This is a genomic window from Streptomyces sp. NPDC005483, assembly GCF_040606035.1.
Lineage (GTDB): Bacteria > Actinomycetota > Actinomycetes > Streptomycetales > Streptomycetaceae > Streptomyces.
In genome coordinates this window covers 138,438-152,841 of sequence record NZ_JBEXEA010000008.1, presented here as the reverse complement: position 1 = coordinate 152,841, position 14,404 = coordinate 138,438, and the positions used below count along the sequence as shown (strand labels likewise).

Below are 14,404 nucleotides of genomic sequence, written 5' to 3'. Positions count from 1 at the left end.
GGTCCGCGGATCGTCTCCGGGACGAACCCCGGCATGCTGTTTGCGCACTGCGACTGTTCAGTCACGCTACGCTCACGGGGATTCCGACGCACTCCACGTACATCGCGTACTTCAGGCAGAACGGCACAAGGCGACGAATGCCCCAGCACACTTCCGGGTCCGACCGGGCGGCCATCCCCCCAGCCGCCCGTGACGGTGGCAGCGTGCGGCCGCCGGCTCCCTCGACGCTCGACGAGCTGTGGCGGTCGTACAAGGCGACGGGAGACGAGCGGCTGCGAGAGCAGCTGATCCTGCACTACTCCCCGCTCGTGAAGTACGTCGCCGGGCGGGTGAGCGTCGGCCTGCCGCCCAACGTCGAGCAGGCGGACTTCGTCTCCTCGGGGGTCTTCGGGCTCATCGACGCGATCGAGAAGTTCGACATCGACCGGGAGATCAAGTTCGAGACGTACGCGATCACCCGGATCCGGGGCGCGATGATCGACGAACTGCGGGCACTGGACTGGATCCCGCGATCCGTGCGGCAGAAGGCGCGCAACGTCGAGCGGGCGTACGCGACCCTGGAGGCGCGGCTGCGACGGACGCCGACGGAGGGGGAGGTCGCCGGCGAGTTGGGGATCGCGGTGGACGATCTCCACGCGGTCTTCAGCCAGTTGTCGCTGGCCAACGTGGTGGCGCTGGAGGAGCTGCTGCACGTCGGGGGCGAGGGCGGCAACCGGCTGAGCCTCATGGACACGCTGGAGGACACCGCCGCGGACAACCCCGTGGAGGTCGCCGAGGACCGGGAGCTCAGACGGTTCCTCGCGCGGGCCATCAACACGCTGCCCGAGCGGGAGAAGACCGTCGTGACCCTGTACTACTACGAGGGGCTCACGCTCGCCGAGATCGGGAACGTGCTGGGAGTGACCGAGAGCCGGGTCAGCCAGATCCACACCAAATCCGTGCTGCAGCTCCGGGCGAAGCTGGCCGGCTTCGGTCGCTGACCTGGCCGGACGGCCGGCTGGTCGCGGCTGGTCGACTGGAGTGACTCCCGCCCGGAGTGGTGCATCCGTACAGTGGTTGACGTGCCAAGGATTCGAGCGGCCTCCGTGGCCGAGCACCGGTCGATGCAGCGAGCCGCCCTGCTGGACGCGGCTCGCTCTCTGCTGTCCGAGGGCGGGACGGAGGCGCTGACCTTCCCGGCTCTCGCCGAGCGGACGGGACTCGCGCGGTCGTCCGTGTACGAGTACTTCCGGTCGAGGGCCGCCGTGGTCGAGGAGCTGTGCGAGGTCGACTTCCCGGTGTGGGCCGCGGATGTCTCGGCCGCGATGGCCTCGGCTCAGGGGGCGGAGGCCAAGGTCGAGGCCTATGTGCGGCGGCAGCTGACGCTGGTGGGGGACCGGAGGCACCGAGCCGTCGTCGCCATCTCGGCGAGTGAGCTGGACGCGGGGGCCCGGGAGAAGATCCGGGCGGCGCACGGCGGACTGATCGCGATGATCGTCGAGGCGCTCGCAGAGATGGGGCATGAGCAGCCTCGACTGGCGGCGATGCTGGTGCAGGGGGTCGTGGACGCCGCTGTGCGGAGGATCGAACTGGGGGCCGCGGAGGAGCCTTCGGCGATCACCGAGGCTGCGGTCTCGATGGCGCTGCGAGGCGTGCGAGGCTGAGGTTTTCGCTCGCCGCGCTTGCGGGGCGGCCGTACTTACGGGGACGGCCGCGCTTGCGGGGGCGGGCCGCCTTGCGCGACCGGCCGAGGTCAGGGCAAGGGGACATCAGGGCAAAGGGACATCGAGTACGGGGAGCAGTCGCGACGGGCCCCTGCGCAGGAGCCACGGCGGGAGCAGGGACAGCGGGTCGAGGTAGGTCTCGCCTCTGCGCAGACCCCAGTGCATGCACGTGGTCGCGCAGTGGGAGCCCGTGGGGTCCACCGTTCCCACCACCTCGCCCGCCTCCACCTCGTCGCCCTTCTCCACCGACGCCGTCACCGGTTCGTAGGTGGTGCGAAGGTCTGTGCCCGTCAGTTCCACCGAGACGACCCCCTTGCCCGCCACCCGGCCCGCGAAGGACACCCGGCCCGCCGCCACCGCCCGTACCGAAGTGCCGGCAGATGCTGCCAGATCGACGCCCCGGTGACCGCGGCCGTACACCGTCGCCGGAGGTTCCCAGCCGCGCAGGACCGCCGGGCGGCGGGTGCCCACGGGCCAGGTGCGGCCCACGACCGGTACCGAGACGTCCGTGCCCGCCGGCTTCATGGGGTTCGGTGGGGGCGGCGGGCGAAGCGGCAGAACCGCCAGGACCAGCAGCAACAACCCCAGCGCCGTACCCGCACATCGTTTCGCTCGCATCCCCGAACCGTGCCGCACCCGGCCGCGTCACGGCTGGCACCTGTGGACTACTCCCGGGTTGTGGACAGCGGCGTCACCCGGTACTCCGCCGGTCCCGTACACTTCTTCTGGCGATCCGGGTGACCGGGTCGACTTCGCACGCCCCGACATCAGGCCGTCACGCGGTCGGTGTCAGCGCCTCTCGGTCCTTTGTGGCAAGGCGCGTCGCGGGCGTCAGGCGCGAGTGCCCTCCGGTACCCGCGGTACAACCGAGAACACCAAGGAGAACGGCCATGGCCGTCGTCACGATGCGGGAGCTGCTGGAAAGCGGCGTCCACTTCGGTCACCAGACCCGTCGTTGGAACCCGAAGATGAAGCGCTTCATCTTCACGGAGCGCAACGGCATCTACATCATCGACCTGCTCCAGTCGCTGTCGTACATCGACCGCGCCTACGAGTTCGTCAAGGAGACCGTCGCCCACGGCGGCACGGTCATGTTCGTCGGCACGAAGAAGCAGGCGCAGGAGGCCATCGCCGAGCAGGCCACCCGCGTTGGCATGCCCTACGTCAACCAGCGCTGGCTGGGCGGCATGCTCACCAACTTCTCGACCGTCTACAAGCGTCTGCAGCGCCTCAAGGAGCTCGAGCAGATCGACTTCGAGGACGTCGCCGCGTCCGGTCTGACCAAGAAGGAGCTTCTCGTGCTCTCGCGCGAGAAGGCCAAGCTGGAGAAGACCCTCGGTGGTATCCGCGAGATGTCCAAGGTGCCCAGCGCCGTCTGGATCGTGGACACCAAGAAGGAGCACATCGCGGTCGGCGAGGCCCGGAAGCTCAACATCCCGGTCGTCGCCATCCTCGACACCAACTGCGACCCCGACGAGGTCGACTACAAGATCCCCGGCAACGACGACGCGATCCGCTCCGTCACGCTGCTCACCCGTGTGATCGCCGACGCCGTCGCCGAGGGCCTCATCAGCCGCTCGCGCGTCGCCACCGGTGACAAGGGCGAGAAGGCCGCGGGCGAGCCGCTCGCCGAGTGGGAGCGCGACCTGCTCGAGGGCGGCGAGAAGAAGGCCGAGGAGGCTCCCGCCGAGGCCGCTCCGGCCGCGGACGCCGCCGAGGCTCCTGCTGCCGAGGCCCCGGCCGCCGAGGCTGAGGCTCCCGCCGCCGAGGCTGAGGCTCCCGCCACCGAGGCTCCCGCCACCGAGGCTCCCGCCGAGGCCGCTCCGGCCGCGGACGCCGAGCAGGCCTGATCCGTCAGCGTCAGGGGTGACGGCGGGAGCGGACCGAATCCATCAGCGCCTTCGGCGCGGTGATTTTCCGCTCCCGCCGTTCACCCGTAGGTCAGCGGAGAGTCGGCGGCCCCTGGCTACATGGGGGCCGCAGACCCCGTAGATCTTCGATCTTCCAGACTTCGAGAAAGATTCACAGACTCATGGCGAACTACACCGCCGCCGACGTCAAGAAGCTCCGTGAGCTCACGGGCGCCGGCATGATGGACTGCAAGAAGGCGCTGGACGAGGCCGAGGGCGACGTCGAGAAGGCTGTCGAGGCGCTTCGCATCAGGGGCCAGAAGGGCGTCGCCAAGCGCGAGGGCCGCTCCGCCGAGAACGGCGCCGTGGTCTCGATCATCGCCGACGACAACTCCTCCGGTGTCCTGGTCGAGCTGAAGTGCGAGACGGACTTCGTCGCCAAGGGCGAGAAGTTCCAGGCCGTCGCGGGCCAGATCGCCGAGCACGTCGCCGCGACCTCCCCGGCCGACCTGGAGGCCCTGCTCGCCTCCGAGATCGAGGCCGGCAAGACCGTCCAGGCGTTCGTGGACGAGGCCAACGCCAACCTCGGCGAGAAGATCGTCCTGGACCGCTTCGCGCAGTTCACCGACGGTTACGTGACCGCGTACATGCACCGCACGATGCCCGACCTGCCCCCGCAGATCGGTGTCCTCGTCGAGCTGGACAAGCCGGACGCGGAGACCGCTCGCGGTGTCGCCCAGCACATCGCCGCCTTCGCGCCGAAGTACCTCTCCAAGGAGGACGTGCCGGCCGAGGTCGTCGAGTCCGAGCGCCGTATCGCCGAGGAGACCACCCGCGCCGAGGGCAAGCCCGAGGCCGCGATCGCCAAGATCGTCGAGGGTCGCGTCAACGGGTTCTTCAAGGACGCCACGCTGCTCGGTCAGCCGTACGCCCTCGACCCCAAGAAGTCGGTCCAGAAGGTCCTGGACGAGGCCGGTGTCACCCTGAAGCGCTTCACGCGTATCAAGGTCGGCATCTGAGTCCGTACCGCGAGCGACGCGCGGGCCCTATAGGGTCGTCAGCAGTCGTCCGGTACGCCGCCACGCACGCGCGTGGCGGACGACAGCAGATCTGACGAGGAGGCCATTGCCGCGCATGGGATGCGAACCAGTCCCCACCGGCAGTGGCCTTCTTCGTATGTGCAACAGGTGAAAGAGGCGGGATCCCATGACCACCAAGGCCCAGAAGAGCGACGACGGCAAAGTACGCGGCCGGTTTCTGCTGAAGCTGTCCGGAGAGGCGTTCGCCGGTGGCGGGGGCCTGGGTGTGGACCCCGACGTGGTGCACAAGATCGCTCGTGAGATCGCCGCAGTCGTCCGGGACGGCGCCGAGATCGCCGTCGTCATCGGCGGCGGCAACTTCTTCCGCGGTGCCGAACTCCAGCAGCGCGGCATGGACCGCGCCCGCTCGGACTACATGGGCATGCTCGGCACCGTCATGAACTGCCTCGCCCTCCAGGACTTCCTGGAGAAGGAGGGCATCGACAGCCGGGTGCAGACCGCCATCACCATGGGCCAGGTCGCCGAGCCGTACATCCCGCTGCGTGCCGTGCGCCACCTGGAGAAGGGCCGCGTGGTCATCTTCGGCGCCGGTATGGGCATGCCGTACTTCTCCACCGACACCACCGCCGCGCAGCGCGCCCTGGAGATCGACGCCGAGGCGCTGCTGATGGGCAAGAACGGCGTGGACGGGGTCTACGACTCCGACCCGAAGGCCAACCCCGACGCGGTCAAGTTCGACTCCCTCGGATACGGCGAGGTCATCACCCGTGACCTGAAGGTCGCCGACGCCACGGCCGTCACGCTGTGCCGCGACAACAAGCTCCCGATCGTGGTCTTCGAGCTCCTGACGGAGGGAAATATCGCGCGAGCCGTCAAGGGTGAGAAGATCGGCACGCTGGTGGGTGACCAGGGCAGCCGGGACTGACGCGGGTTACACCCGGTCCCTGACCGGGGGATGGACAATGTCCTGCCGGTCGGGAACCGTGCAGGAAGAAGACGCGACGCAGCCGGCCGCCGCCCCACGCACATGGAACAGCAGCCGGGCCTACTCAAGACACGCAGGAGCAAGTGGTGATCGAAGAGACCCTCCTCGAGGCCGAGGAGAAGATGGAGAAGGCCGTCGTGGTCGCCAAGGAGGACTTCGCCGCGATCCGCACCGGGCGTGCGCACCCGGCGATGTTCAACAAGATCGTGGCCGACTACTACGGTGCGCCGACGCCGATCAACCAGCTGGCTTCGTTCTCCGTGCCGGAGCCGCGCATGGCCGTGGTGACCCCGTTCGACAAGACCGCCCTGCGCAACATCGAACAGGCGATCCGTGACTCCGACCTGGGCGTCAACCCGAGCAACGACGGCAACATCATCCGAGTGGTGTTCCCCGAGCTCACCGAGGAGCGCCGCCGCGACTACATCAAGGTGGCCAGGGCCAAGGCCGAGGACTCGCGCGTGTCCATCCGCTCGGTCCGCCGCAAGGCCAAGGACGCGATCGACAAGCTCGTCAAGGACGGCGAGGTCGGCGAGGACGAGGGCCGCCGTGCGGAGAAGGAACTCGACGACGCGACGCACAAGTACGTCGCCCAGGTGGACGAGCTCCTCAAGCACAAGGAAGCGGAGCTTCTCGAGGTCTGATGAACGACTCTTCCTGGGCGACTCCGCCACACGCCGGGTACTGGGGGCCGTCCGACCAGGGGCCTGTCCAGGGGGCTGCCCCGGCGGGTCCCGCGTACGATGCGCATGACGCGCAGCACACTCGCCCCATGCCCATCGTGCCCGACGGACCCGCTGTACCTCGGTATGGCGACGACCAGGATGACGACCGGGGGACCGCTCGGCTGAGCGGTCTTTCGTTCCGGGGCGAGGCGTCCCATGACGGGATGTCTCGTGTCGGGATGTCCCATGACGGCATGTCCCATGACGGGGCCTTCCGTGAAGAGACCGCATCGGCGCAGCCCTACGCGGCGGCGCCGCAGAAGCAGGATCCGGAGCCCATGCCCGACGCCCCGCAGCCGGCACCCGCGCCGCAGAAGAAGAGCGCGGGGCGGGACCTGGGCGCGGCCATAGGGGTCGGCGTCGGACTCGGCGCGGTGATCATCGCGTCGCTGTTCTTCGTCAAGGCCGCGTTCGTCGGCGTGATCGTGGTCGCTGTGGTGGTCGGGCTCTGGGAGCTGACGAAGCGGCTGGAGGAGCGCAAGGGCATCAAGGCGCCGCTCGTGCCGCTGGCGCTCGGCGGGGCCGCGATGGTCGTCGCCGGGTACGTCCGCGGCGCCGAGGGGGCCTGGGTCGCCATGGCGCTCACGGCACTCGCCGTCCTCGCCTGGCGGATGACGGAACCGCCGGAGGGCTACCTCAAGGACGTCACGGCGGCTGTCTTCGCGGCGTTCTACGTCCCGTTCCTGGCCACCTTCGTCGCCATGATGCTGACGGCCGAGGACGGGGCGGCTCGCGTCCTGACCTTCCTGCTCCTGACCGTGGTCAGCGACACCGGCGCCTACGCGGTCGGCTGGCGCTTCGGCGCCCACAAGCTCGCGCCGCGCATCAGCCCCGGCAAGACCCGGGAGGGCCTGGCCGGAGCGGTGGCGTTCGCGATGGCGGCGGGCGCGCTGTGCATGGAGTTCCTGATCGACGACGGCAGGTGGTGGCAGGGCCTGTTGCTCGGGCTCGCGGTCGCGGCCAGCGCGACACTGGGTGACCTCGGCGAGTCCATGATCAAGCGGGACCTCGGCATCAAGGACATGGGCACGCTCCTGCCGGGCCACGGCGGCATCATGGACCGTCTGGACTCACTGCTGCCGACGGCGCCCGTGGTGTGGCTGCTGCTGGTGCTGTTCGTGGGCTCCGGCTGACGTCGCCCGTACGGCTCGTGTGGCCCCCGTCCTGTTCTCAGGGCGGGGGTCAAGTCGTTGGGCGGGGGCCGGGTCGTTGAGGTCGCAAGAGCCCGCTCTTTGCATTTCGCCAAGGCGGGCATGGCACAGACCGGGTCGGCGCAAATTGTGTGTCAGGCCTTGCTTCGCAGACGTAAAAAGAGCCGTTTCCACGGGATCTCGTCCGGGATGCTGACCGTCGCGTCGGTTTTCGAACGGGGGAGCGGGATGAGCGAGCAGTTCGGGGTGGACCCCGACACGTTGACGGATCTGGCGGGCAGGTTCGACCGGGAGGCGACGGGGCTTGCCGGGCCCATCGCAACGTTCTCGGGAAGCGCGGCCGAGATCGGCCAGGCGTTCGGACTGCTGGGGAGCTGTGACGGGGCGACGGAGAAGTACCGGCAGCTGCTGGAGAACACCGTCAAAGCGCTCGGGCATCTCCCGGACGTGCTCAGGACCGACAGCGACCGGCTGCGGCTGAACGCCACCCACTACGCGGATTCGGACCGGACCGCCCTCGGATATCTGCACACCGCGGCCTCCAGCGGCCGCCCGTGAACGTCAACGGCTGGATCGACGGCAAGGTCCTGGAGATCCTCCAGGCGTCCGGCGTGGAACTCCCCGGTGGCGACGGCGACACGCTCCGGGCGATCGCCCGTTCCTGGGACGCCATGGGCACCGAACTGACGGATGTCGTGCGGGCCGTGGACTCCGCGATCGCCGGGGTCGACCGGCAGGGCTGGCACGGAGCCGCCCGGGACGCCTTCGAGAAGCACTGGGGCGAGCAGAAGAAGGCCGTCCAGGACATCGCCGCCGACTTCCATCACGTCGCCGACGGCCTGCGGTCCTACGCGGACGAGATCGACGGGATCAACAAGGAGATCATCGACATCTGCGTCGAGATCGCCGAGATGGAGATCGCCGGGGTCGCGCTGTCGTTCTTCACCGGCTTCCTCTCCGACCTGGTCGCCAACACAGCGGTGGCGGAGCGGGTGGCCAAGGTCGTGGACCTGGTCCGCTTGTTCACGTCGGCGGCGGAGAAGGTGGGCGGTCTGCTGGAACGGCTCGGCGCGAGCGGAGCCGAACAGACGGCGAAGCTCGTGGAGTGGCTGGCCACGTTCGGGCGCTTCAGCGCGAAGGCCACCGAGACCTTCGTCACCAACTTCGTCGCCGACTCGGGCAGCCTGATGCTGAACCAGGCCGTCCACGGGCAGCCGGTGACGGTCGGCGACGACCTCAGGAACGGCGGGTGGGCCGCGGCGGGCACGACGGGGTTCGTCTCGGGAGCCGGAGCGTTGGGTACCCGCTTCGTCGGGACCGCCGGTGACCTCCTGAAGGGGGAGGGCCTGGTCGGAACCACGGTCAACGGCGCGGCCGGCAATGTGGCAGGCGGCCTCACCGCCGACGCCATGAGCGGCCAGGACGCATCGACCATGGGCCAGGACGCCCTGACGAACGCTGCAACGGGTTCCTTCGGAAACGCCCAGAACCACGGGGTCGGCCACGCCCTGGAGCAGCACGGCAGTCTCGGCGGGGAGCACCTCAGCGACCGGGGGAAGCTCGCGGACGGAGCCTTCCGGAACACCGTGGGCACCACGCTCAACACCGGCGTGTACGCGGCCGGGACCGGCATCGAGGCCGACATCCAGGACCTGACGAAGGACGACAAGTGAGCGACCCCGGCGCCGTGCCCCTCGCGGCCGTGTTCACCCCCAACCCGGACCACCCCCTCACCTGGACCGGCCTGTTCGGATTCCTGATCCTGATCGTCGGCATCGGCATCGTGGTCCTCGGCGCGGTCTTGAGCGTCGCGCTGGTGCGGGGGATCCAGGACAGGAAATGGGGCGGGTACGTGATCGGACCGCTCGTCACCGCGATCGGCCTCGCTGTCTCGTACGGCGGTGTCCAGCTCCTTTGATCGGGGGGCCTGGATGATCTGCGACACTGGTATGGCTATGCCTAAGCCCGGAGAACTCACTTTCGTCGCCCCCCGCGGAGCCCAGAAGCCGCCGCGGCACCTCGCCGACCTCACGCCCGCCGAGCGCAAGGAGGTCGTGGCGGGGATCGGGGAGAAGCCGTTTCGTGCCAAGCAGCTCTCGCAGCACTACTTCGCGCGGTACGCGCACGACCCGGCGCAGTGGACGGACATCCCGGCCGGCGCGCGCGGCAAGCTCCAGGAGGCGCTGCTTCCCGAGCTCATGACCGTCGTGCGGCATCTGTCGACCGACCAGGGGACCACGCGCAAGACGCTGTGGCGGCTGTTCGACGGGACGCTCGTGGAGTCGGTGCTGATGCGGTACCCGGACCGGGTGACCATGTGCATCAGCTCGCAGGCGGGCTGTGGGATGAACTGTCCCTTCTGTGCCACCGGGCAGGCCGGGCTGGACCGGAATCTGTCCACCGCCGAGATCGTCCACCAGATCGTGGACGGGATGCGGGCGCTGCGGGACGGGGAGGTGCCGGGCGGGCCCGCGCGGCTGTCCAACATCGTCTTCATGGGGATGGGGGAGCCGCTCGCCAACTACAAGCGGGTCGTCGGCTCCATTCGCGCGCTCACCGATCCCGCCCCTGACGGGCTGGGGCTCTCGCAGCGCGGTATCACCGTGTCGACCGTCGGTCTCGTGCCCGCGATTCAGCGGTTCTCCGACGAGGGCTTCAAGTGCCGGCTAGCGATCTCCCTGCACGCGCCCGACGACGAGCTGCGCGACACCCTCGTCCCCGTGAACACACGGTGGAAGGTGCGCGAGGTGCTCGACGCCGGGTTCGAGTACGTCGAGAAGAGCGGACGTCGGCTGTCGATCGAGTACGCCCTCATCCGGGACATCAACGACCAGGCCTGGCGGGGAGACCGCCTCGGGCGGCTGCTCCGGGGCAAGCCCGTGCATGTGAATCTGATTCCGCTGAACCCGACTCCCGGGTCCAAGTGGACCGCCTCCCGGCCCGAGGACGAGAAGGCGTTCGTCGAGGCGATCGCCGCGCACGGGGTGCCGGTGACCGTCAGGGACACCCGTGGGCAGGAGATCGACGGGGCCTGCGGTCAGCTCGCGGCGACCGAGCGGTAGTCTGACGTACGTACACGTACGTACATCTTCATATCCGACAGGGGAGCGCCACAGCGCTGAGAGTGCGGCAATCGGGCCGCAGACCCTCTGAACCTCGCCCAGGTCATTCTGGGTAGGAAGTTCGGTCATCACCGTGAACAACAAGAAGTACTTTGCTGTCGTCGTCGGCCTGGGCATGCTCGGCCTGTCCGCCTGCGGATCGTCCGACGGCGGCACATCCTCCGACTCCAAGACCGTCACCCTGGTCAGCCACGACTCGTGGGCCGTCTCCAAGAGCGTCCTCGCCGACTTCGAGAAGAAGTCCGGCTACAAGGTGAAGGTCCTGGAGGACGGCGACGCCGGACAGGCCGTCAACAAGGCCATCCTGACCAAGGACAACCCGCAGGGCGACGTCTTCTTCGGCGTCGACAACACCCTGCTCTCCCGCGCGCTCGACAACGGCCTCTTCCAGCCGTACGAGGCGAAGGGCGCCGACGGGATCAAGGCCGAGTACCGGGTCGACCAGGACAAGCACCGGGTCACGCCCATCGACAGCGGCGACATCTGCGTCAACTACGACAAGGCCTGGTTCACCGCGCACAAGCTCCAGCCGCCGACGTCGTACGACGATCTGATCAAGCCCGCCTACAAGAACCTCCTCGTCACCGAGAACGCCTCCACCTCCTCGCCGGGACTCGGGTTCCTGCTCGGCTCGGCCGCGAAGTACGGCGACGACGGCTGGCAGGGCTACTGGAAGAAGCTCAAGGCCAACGGCGTCAAGGTCGTCGACGGCTGGGAGCAGGCCTACAACGACGAGTTCTCAGGTTCCGCAGGGGGGAAGAAGGCGAAGGCCGACCGGCCGCTCGTGGTGTCGTACGCCTCCTCGCCGCCCGCCGAGGTGATCTACGCGGACCCGAAGCCGACGACCGCGCCCACCGGGGTCGCGCAGGGCACCTGCTTCCGGCAGATCGAGTACGCGGGGCTGCTGAGCAACGCGAAGAACACCAAGGGCGGCAAGGCGTTCCTGGACTTCCTGCTCACCAAGGAGTTCCAGCAGGACATGCCGCTCAACATGTTCGTGTACCCGGTCGTGGACGGCGCCCAGGTGCCGGCCGAGTTCACCGAGTACGGTCCGCAGGCCAAGGATCCCGAGACCATGGACCCGGCGAAGATCGCCGACAACCGTGACGACTGGGTCAAGTCGTGGACCTCGCTCGTACTGAAGTAAGGCCCCGCCAGGGCGTCAGGAACGCGGCGGCCCGGCTCGGGCTCATGGCCGTGCCCGTCGCGTTCTTCGCCGTCTTCTTCGCCTATCCCGTCGCCGCGATCGTCACGCGCGGACTCAAGGCGGGCGGGACCTGGCAGTTCGGCAGGATCACCGACGTCCTCGCCCAGCCGGACATCCGGCACGTGCTGTGGTTCACCACCTGGCAGGCGCTCGCCTCCACCGCGCTCACGCTCCTGATCGCGCTCCCCGGCACGTACGCCTTCGCGCGCTTCGACTTCCCCGGCAAGCAGGTCCTGCGGGCCGTGGTCACCGTCCCCTTCGTGCTGCCGACGGTCGTCGTCGGTACGGCCTTCCTGGCACTCGTCGGAAGGGGCGGCCTCACGGACGACCTCTGGGGCGTACGGCTGGACACCACCGTGTGGGCGATCCTGCTCGCGCACGTCTTCTTCAACTACGCGGTCGTCGTACGGACCGTCGGCGGGCTCTGGGCGCAGCTGGACCCGCGTCAGGAGGAGGCCGCGCGGATGCTGGGCGCGTCCCGGCTCACGGCGTGGCGGACGGTCACGCTGCCCGCGCTCGCGCCCGCCGTGGCCGCCGCCGCGCTGATGGTCTTCCTCTTCACCTTCACCTCCTTCGGCGTGGTGCAGATCCTCGGCGGGCCGACGTTCTCGACCCTCGAGGTGGAGATCTACCGGCAGACCTCCGAGATCTTCGACCTGTCCACGGCCGCCGTGCTGACGCTGATCCAGTTCGTCGCGGTGGGCGCGGTCCTCGCCGTGCACGCCTGGACCGTACGGCGCCGGGAGACCGCCCTGCGGCTCGTCGACGCGTCCGTCACCGCCCGGCGGCCGCGCGGCGCGGGGGAGTGGGGGCTGCTGGCCGGCGTCGTGGGCAGCGTCGCCGTACTCCTCGTGCTGCCGCTCGCCGTCCTCGTGCAACGGTCGCTGGACACCTCCGACTTCGGCTACTACCGGGCGCTGACCCGCAGCGACGGCGGGGTCTTCCTCGTCGCGCCGATCGAGGCGGTCGGGAACTCGCTGGAGTACGCCCTCGCCGCGACCGCCCTCGCGGTGCTCGTCGGGGGGCTCGCGGCGGCGGCGTTGACGCGGCGGGACGCCGGGCGGTTCGTACGGGGTTTCGACGCGCTGCTGATGCTGCCGCTCGGGGTGTCCGCGGTGACCGTCGGCTTCGGGTTCCTGATCTCCCTCGACGAGCCGCCGCTGGACCTCAGGCAGTCCTGGATCCTGGTGCCGCTCGCGCAGGCGCTGGTCGGGGTGCCGTTCGTCGTCCGGACCATGCTGCCGGTGCTGCGGGCCGTGGACCACCGGCTGCGGGAGGCCGCCGCCGTGCTCGGGGCCTCGCCGTGGCGGGTGTGGCGGGAGGTCGATCTGCCCATGGTGCGGCGGGCGTTGCTGATCGCGGCAGGCTTCGCCTTCGCCGTGTCACTGGGTGAGTTCGGGGCGACCGTGTTCATCGCACGGCCCGACAACCCGACGCTGCCGGTCGCCGTGGCCCGGCTGCTCGGGCGGGCCGGGGACCTCAACTACGGCCAGGCGATGGCCCTCTCGACGATCCTGATGGTGGTGTGCGCGGTGGCGCTGCTGGTCCTCGAACGGCTGCGGACCGACCGGACCGGGGAGTTCTAGATGCTGCTGAGCCTTCAGGACGCGACCGTACGGTTCAGTGGGCGAGCCGTGCTCGACGGGGTGGACCTCGATGTCGCCGAGCACGAGATCGTGTGCGTGCTCGGCCCCAGCGGGAGCGGCAAGTCGACGCTGCTGCGGGCGGTGGCCGGGCTCCAACCGCTGGGCGACGGGCGGGTGTTGCTCGACGGGTGCGACCAGGACGGAGTGCCCGCGCACAAGCGCGGGGTCGGGCTGATGTTCCAGGACCACCAGTTGTTCCCGCAGCGGGACGTGGGCGCCAACGTGGCCTTCGGGCTGCGCATGCACGGGGCTTCGAGGGCGCAACAGGACGCGCGGGTGCGGGAGTTGCTGGATCTCGTCGGGCTTCCGGGTGCCGACCGGCGGGCCGTCGGCGCGCTGTCCGGCGGTGAGCAGCAGCGGGTCGCGCTGGCCCGGGCGCTCGCCCCCCGGCCCCGGCTGCTGATGCTCGACGAGCCGCTCGGTCAGCTGGACCGGTCACTGCGGGAGCGGCTGGTCGTCGAACTGCGGGAGCTGTTCGGGCGGTTGGGCACCACCGTGCTCGCGGTCACCCACGACCAGGGCGAGGCCTTCGCGCTCGCCGACCGGGTCGTGGTGATGCGGGACGGGCGGATCGCCCAGTCCGGTACGCCGCTCGAGGTGTGGCAGCGGCCGGCCGACGAGTTCGTGGCCCGCTTCCTCGGCTTCGAGAACGTGGTCGAGGGGACGGTGACGGGTGAGGCGGCGGACACGGCGTGGGGCAAGGTGCCGGTGCCTCCGGGCGCCGCCCAGGGAGTCCGGAGCGTGCTGGTGCGGCCCGCGGGAGTACGGCTCGTGACGGCCGAGGAGGGGCTACGCTGCACGGTCGCCGCGCGCACCTTCAAGGGCACGCATGTCGCCGTACACCTGCACCCCTCGGAAGGCGGCGGGCCGCGGTTGGAGGCCGCGTGTGCGCTGCGCGCGGCGCCGGAGGTCGGGGACGCGGTCGGGGTGGAGTTCGACCCGGACGAAATTGTGGTGCTGGGCTGACCAGGGCGG

General features: G+C 69.6%; 15 protein-coding genes and 1 riboswitch. Of the genes, 14 read left to right on the top strand and 1 reads right to left on the bottom strand.

Annotated elements, in window-relative coordinates; translation table 11 throughout:
* The first annotated feature begins 137 nt into the window (after nt 1-137).
* Complete coding sequence (gene whiG / locus ABZT06_RS17450; RefSeq protein WP_355741104.1) at nt 138-980, top strand: RNA polymerase sigma factor WhiG; 843 nt, start codon at nt 138-140, stop codon at nt 978-980.
* 105 nt (nt 981-1,085) lie between these two features.
* Nucleotides 1,086-1,643, top strand: coding sequence for a helix-turn-helix domain-containing protein (locus ABZT06_RS17445; protein WP_355741476.1), 558 nt, complete (start codon nt 1,086-1,088; stop codon nt 1,641-1,643).
* A 105-nt stretch (nt 1,644-1,748) separates the two neighbouring features.
* Here ABZT06_RS17445 and ABZT06_RS17440 read toward each other — a convergent pair whose 3' ends face one another.
* Nucleotides 1,749-2,228, bottom strand: coding sequence for a M23 family metallopeptidase (locus ABZT06_RS17440; protein ID WP_355741474.1), 480 nt, complete (start codon nt 2,226-2,228; stop codon nt 1,749-1,751).
* A 365-nt stretch (nt 2,229-2,593) separates the two neighbouring features.
* Between ABZT06_RS17440 and rpsB the strand changes: the two genes are divergently transcribed.
* The 12 genes from rpsB to ABZT06_RS17380 all read left to right on the top strand — a co-directional run bounded on the left by rpsB (nt 2,594) and on the right by ABZT06_RS17380 (nt 14,395).
* Nucleotides 2,594-3,553, top strand: a complete 960-nt coding sequence (gene rpsB / locus ABZT06_RS17435) for a 30S ribosomal protein S2 (protein WP_355741102.1) — start codon at nt 2,594-2,596, stop codon at nt 3,551-3,553.
* Nucleotides 3,554-3,735: 182 nt separating this feature from the next.
* Entirely contained in the window at nt 3,736-4,572 is an 837-nt protein-coding gene (gene tsf, locus ABZT06_RS17430; RefSeq protein ID WP_355741100.1) for a translation elongation factor Ts, read from the top strand.
* 187 nt (nt 4,573-4,759) lie between these two features.
* Nucleotides 4,760-5,518, top strand: a complete 759-nt coding sequence (pyrH, locus tag ABZT06_RS17425; RefSeq protein ID WP_355741098.1) for a UMP kinase — start codon at nt 4,760-4,762, stop codon at nt 5,516-5,518.
* Between the two features lie 146 nt (nt 5,519-5,664).
* A complete protein-coding gene (frr, locus tag ABZT06_RS17420; RefSeq protein WP_355741096.1) occupies nt 5,665-6,222 on the top strand; it encodes a ribosome recycling factor in 558 nt (185 codons plus the stop codon).
* Nucleotides 6,222-7,436 carry a phosphatidate cytidylyltransferase gene (locus tag ABZT06_RS17415; RefSeq protein WP_355741094.1) on the top strand — a complete coding sequence of 405 codons (1,215 nt, stop codon included), beginning with the start codon at nt 6,222-6,224 and terminating at the stop codon, nt 7,434-7,436. Before frr ends, ABZT06_RS17415 begins: the two co-directional genes overlap by 1 nt.
* Before the next feature lie 246 nt (nt 7,437-7,682).
* Entirely contained in the window at nt 7,683-8,012 is a 330-nt protein-coding gene (locus ABZT06_RS17410; RefSeq protein WP_355741092.1) for a type VII secretion target, read from the top strand.
* On the top strand, nt 8,009-9,127 hold the full coding sequence (locus tag ABZT06_RS17405; RefSeq protein WP_355741090.1) for a WXG100 family type VII secretion target: 1,119 nt from the start codon (nt 8,009-8,011) through the stop codon (nt 9,125-9,127). The genes ABZT06_RS17410 and ABZT06_RS17405 overlap by 4 nt, the downstream gene beginning before the upstream one ends.
* On the top strand, nt 9,124-9,372 hold the full coding sequence (locus ABZT06_RS17400; RefSeq protein ID WP_355741088.1) for a hypothetical protein: 249 nt from the start codon (nt 9,124-9,126) through the stop codon (nt 9,370-9,372). Before ABZT06_RS17405 ends, ABZT06_RS17400 begins: the two co-directional genes overlap by 4 nt.
* 37 nt (nt 9,373-9,409) lie before the next feature.
* Entirely contained in the window at nt 9,410-10,516 is a 1,107-nt protein-coding gene (rlmN, locus tag ABZT06_RS17395; RefSeq protein WP_355741086.1) for a 23S rRNA (adenine(2503)-C(2))-methyltransferase RlmN, read from the top strand.
* A gap of 29 nt (nt 10,517-10,545) precedes the next feature.
* Nucleotides 10,546-10,653: riboswitch (TPP riboswitch) on the top strand.
* Nucleotides 10,650-11,723 (top strand): thiamine ABC transporter substrate-binding protein, encoded by a 1,074-nt coding sequence (locus ABZT06_RS17390; protein WP_355741084.1) that lies wholly within the window; start codon nt 10,650-10,652, stop codon nt 11,721-11,723. Its footprint overlaps the riboswitch before it by 4 nt.
* Nucleotides 11,699-13,369 carry an iron ABC transporter permease gene (locus tag ABZT06_RS17385; protein WP_355741082.1) on the top strand — a complete coding sequence of 557 codons (1,671 nt, stop codon included), beginning with the start codon at nt 11,699-11,701 and terminating at the stop codon, nt 13,367-13,369. Before ABZT06_RS17390 ends, ABZT06_RS17385 begins: the two co-directional genes overlap by 25 nt.
* Complete coding sequence (locus tag ABZT06_RS17380) at nt 13,370-14,395, top strand: ABC transporter ATP-binding protein (protein WP_355741080.1); 1,026 nt, start codon at nt 13,370-13,372, stop codon at nt 14,393-14,395.
* Nucleotides 14,396-14,404 lie beyond the last annotated feature (9 nt).

Excerpts from the sequence above, each read along its gene's own strand:
- whiG (WP_355741104.1), top strand. The coding sequence starts at position 138 with ATGCCCCAGCACACTTCCGGGTCCGACCGGGCGGCCATCCCCCCAGCC.
- ABZT06_RS17440 (WP_355741474.1), bottom strand. The coding sequence starts at position 2,228 with ATGAAGCCGGCGGGCACGGACGTCTCGGTACCGGTCGTGGGCCGCACC.
- rpsB (WP_355741102.1), top strand. The coding sequence starts at position 2,594 with ATGGCCGTCGTCACGATGCGGGAGCTGCTGGAAAGCGGCGTCCACTTC.
- tsf (WP_355741100.1), top strand. The coding sequence starts at position 3,736 with ATGGCGAACTACACCGCCGCCGACGTCAAGAAGCTCCGTGAGCTCACG.
- pyrH (WP_355741098.1), top strand. The coding sequence starts at position 4,760 with ATGACCACCAAGGCCCAGAAGAGCGACGACGGCAAAGTACGCGGCCGG.
- ABZT06_RS17415 (WP_355741094.1), top strand. The coding sequence starts at position 6,222 with ATGAACGACTCTTCCTGGGCGACTCCGCCACACGCCGGGTACTGGGGG.
- ABZT06_RS17410 (WP_355741092.1), top strand. The coding sequence starts at position 7,683 with ATGAGCGAGCAGTTCGGGGTGGACCCCGACACGTTGACGGATCTGGCG.
- rlmN (WP_355741086.1), top strand. The coding sequence starts at position 9,410 with ATGCCTAAGCCCGGAGAACTCACTTTCGTCGCCCCCCGCGGAGCCCAG.
- ABZT06_RS17380 (WP_355741080.1), top strand. The coding sequence starts at position 13,370 with ATGCTGCTGAGCCTTCAGGACGCGACCGTACGGTTCAGTGGGCGAGCC.